The organism is Luteococcus sp. (assembly GCF_043424415.1).
In the GTDB taxonomy this organism is placed as follows: Bacteria; Actinomycetota; Actinomycetes; order Propionibacteriales; family Propionibacteriaceae; genus Luteococcus.
On record NZ_JBHWOO010000270.1, the window covers coordinates 1 to 3,028 of the forward strand.

4 protein-coding genes and 1 pseudogene are annotated in these 3,028 nt (G+C 61.7%); 3 read left to right on the top strand and 2 right to left on the bottom strand.

The window, feature by feature from the left end:
* Both ACHFFZ_RS15225 and ACHFFZ_RS15230 read right to left on the bottom strand, forming a co-directional pair.
* Window positions 1-557 (bottom strand): annotated as a pseudogene (locus ACHFFZ_RS15225) (hypothetical protein); the annotation flags it as partial.
* 943 nt (window positions 558-1,500) lie between these two features.
* Entirely contained in the window at window positions 1,501-1,968 is a 468-nt protein-coding gene (locus ACHFFZ_RS15230; RefSeq protein ID WP_394277447.1) for a helix-turn-helix transcriptional regulator, read from the bottom strand.
* 39 nt (window positions 1,969-2,007) lie between these two features.
* On the opposite strand from ACHFFZ_RS15230, the gene ACHFFZ_RS15235 reads away from it, so the two are divergent.
* From ACHFFZ_RS15235 to ACHFFZ_RS15245, 3 genes are all read left to right on the top strand, one after another.
* A complete protein-coding gene (locus tag ACHFFZ_RS15235; RefSeq protein WP_394277448.1) occupies window positions 2,008-2,382 on the top strand; it encodes a nuclear transport factor 2 family protein in 375 nt (124 codons plus the stop codon).
* A gap of 21 nt (window positions 2,383-2,403) precedes the next feature.
* Window positions 2,404-2,769 (top strand): DUF5655 domain-containing protein, encoded by a 366-nt coding sequence (locus ACHFFZ_RS15240; protein WP_124972273.1) that lies wholly within the window; start codon window positions 2,404-2,406, stop codon window positions 2,767-2,769.
* A gap of 69 nt (window positions 2,770-2,838) precedes the next feature.
* Window positions 2,839-3,028 (top strand): helix-turn-helix domain-containing protein (locus ACHFFZ_RS15245; protein WP_394277449.1); only part of this gene is annotated, 190 nt, incomplete at its 3' end.

Here is a 3,028-nt window from a genome sequence, read left to right on the forward strand (position 1 = left end):
CCTGTCGGTGGCCTGTTGTTCGTAGACGAAGAGTTGCCGCGGGTCTCGGCGGCTTCTTCACGGGCAGCACCGGCCACCTCCCGCTGTTGAGCCACCTCATCCCGTAGCCGGTCAGCCTCTGCGGCTGCCGCGGCGAGCTCAGCCTGCAAGGTGGCGATGGTGGTGGCCTGCTTGGCGGTGGTGGCCTTTTCCTTCTCGAGGTCCTCGGCGATGCGGATGGTCATCTGACGGACTTCCTCGGCCTCCTCCGCGGCAGCACTCGCCGCCTGGTTGACGGCATCGTCCTGTGTGGCACGCTCAGCCAGCACGGCCTGGCGGATGATCGCTCGCAGGGTCTCAAAAGCCCGCGCCTCCTCCTCTGTGGCAGGAGCAGCCACCTCGTCGGTGGCGCCTACCCGTTGGGTGTCCCGCCACTGGCGGACCACGTCCGCGGCCACGCTCTGATCCACCCGGGCTGCCGCCCGGATTCGGGCGACGGTGACCGCCCGAGGTCCTTCAGTGTCCACAAGCTCGGCCAGGGCGCGTTCGGTGCGGGCGCGGGGGCTATCGACAGCCATGGGGACTCCTCGGTAAGGGGTGGGGCGATATCCCCATCATCATAGCATAATCTCCAGATGAATATTCTGATGATTATTATTTCGAGCTTGACGCTCTCCACGGGACGTCTCTCCTGGTGCGCAGTAACGGTATCGAGTGTGCGGCCCGGCCATTGACACCCAGGGCTGCGGGGCGGACAAGCACGCCTGGCGGGCGCGCTATGAGGTTGAGGGGGAAGGTGTGCACCGTCGGCAGCGGGGTAGGCAGAGTGTTGACACCGCCCGTGGGTGGCCTGTCGTGATTGATGGGCCTTCCGGGAAAAGGGGCAGAGCGCTGGCTCACGGAACGGACCATAATCGGGCCAAAGATAGCACCATAACGTGCGTATGTTCCAGATTTGCCACATAACTCACGGAGGAACACTCCTGTGCGCTTTTTCGACTCCCTGGATTCCCAGAAAGCGCACAAAATGCGCACGACCTGAAAGTGGCAAACCTGCAGGTCACAGGGTTAAAAGATTGATAGGTTTTTATGGTGTGCGTTATTTGAAATAAATAGAGCACGGTAAATATAGGCAACTAGCTGCAGTTATGCTCCGCTGTGCGCATCTACAGGCTAGTAACCACCACCTCTATGTACGACGGAGACCTTTCCCTGAACCGTGGTGATGGTCGTATCCCATGTGGGTCACGTGTCTACGTATATAAGGGTTGGAAAAAAACGCGCACAAGAGCACATAACGCGCACGTGGCCGGATTACTGCAGGTCGCTGCAACAATCAGCTGTTCGCATTTTCCGTGCGCATTTCCCTACCAGGCGGTGAAAGAGGGGTCGTGGAGGGCCCGAAGTCGCCCATGGAGCCTATAAGATCATACCTTTGGCGCGCCTATCCTCAGGAAAAAAGCACCGCCGGCGACACGTCACGACTGTGACGGGCCACCGGCGGTGCGGGGTGGGATGCGGCTAGGTGTACTGACCGGAGACGTTGATCGAAGCGGCGGTTAAGCTGCTGGATGGGCAATTTGAGTCTTGGCCTGAGAGCGCATTGACCAGTTTCGTCATCGCGGATTGGGCTGGTTCGCTCACTGTCGGCCCGACTGCGGCCAAGCTGCTGATCAGTGCTGCGATTTCAGCGAAGTCCAGTTGAACCGGTGCTGGCTCAGTGGTGGCTTCGAGTAGTGCGCCACCGGCGCGTCCTGGTGTGACGCTGATCGGGACACCGGAGTGGCGTAGCCGCTGGATGTCGCGCGCGATGGTCCGTGGGGTGACGCCCACTTCGTCAGCGAGCTCCTGGAAAGTGCGACGGGGGCCCTTACGAGACAGGATCGTTATGAGGTGCTGCTGTCGCTCGACCCGTCGGAGCGTCAAGTGGGCGTCCCGTGAGGCGGCCGCTGCTGTGGTCATCACCTGCATAACGCAAATCCTAACCATGACATGGGCGTGTCCTGATTGGTGGTTAGTGTCAGAGGCATGACTGAACACTTCAACGCCGAGCAGGTGGCGGGAGCCTTCTTCGCCACCTACGCAGAAGCACTGTTGCGGCGAGACGCGGACGCCATCGCGGAGCACTATGCGACCCCCGCCCTGATCGATTTCCCCCAAGCCGCGATCCCCGTCAGCGAGCGGGCTCAGACACGCGACTTCTTCGAGACGGCCTTTGCCCAGTATCGAGACGTCACCCAAACAGACCACACCATCAAAGTGGCCGCCTGCGGCCCCCACAGCATCTGGGCCGACGTGAGCTGGAATCACCACGGTGGAGCACCCGACGAACGCCTCATGTACCAGCTGACCCACCACGAGGGAACCTGGCGGATCGCCGTGCTCACGCCCCTGTCCAACTGAACTACGAGTAGAGAACGTTCGATGACCGATCGCACGAACAAGATGATCAGCGACTTCACCGCGAAGCCCCAGACTCAATCCCACTACGAATCCATCGACGCCTTCGTCCAGGGACTCGGCCCTGTCACCAAGGCCGCCAAGGCCCAGGTCAGCTATGCCGTGAACCGCAAGTTTCTCTGGCTGTGGGCTTACGAGAAGACGGCGGACGGGACGCTGTATCTGAACGTGACCCTCGATCACCCAGAACACCACACCGGAGTGCACAACCTGACTCAGGTCAGCCGCAATCGGTGGAACCACCATGTCGAGGTGAAATCAGCCCGAACCGCGCAGAGCGAATGGCTGCGGGCGCTCATCGCCACCGGGTTCGAGTTTGCGGCGCGATAACGCCTCTGAATCCATCACCGGGCCAGCACTCCACAAAGTGCTGGCCCGTCTTCATCTCCAAGGACACCTATGTCACACGCCAATGCGGCACTCACTCCCCGGCATCGCCAGATCGTCGGCCAGCTCGTGGTCGACCAGGGCTGGCCCGTCAGCGAGGTCGCCGCCCGCTTCCAGGTCTCCTGGCCCACCGTCAAGCGCTGGGCCGACCGCTACCGCGCCGGCCAGTCCATGCAGGACCGCTCCTCACGCCCCCACCACT

Excerpts from the sequence above, each read along its gene's own strand:
- ACHFFZ_RS15235 (WP_394277448.1), top strand. The coding sequence starts at position 2,008 with ATGACTGAACACTTCAACGCCGAGCAGGTGGCGGGAGCCTTCTTCGCC.
- ACHFFZ_RS15240 (WP_124972273.1), top strand. The coding sequence starts at position 2,404 with ATGACCGATCGCACGAACAAGATGATCAGCGACTTCACCGCGAAGCCC.
- ACHFFZ_RS15230 (WP_394277447.1), bottom strand. The coding sequence starts at position 1,968 with ATGGTTAGGATTTGCGTTATGCAGGTGATGACCACAGCAGCGGCCGCC.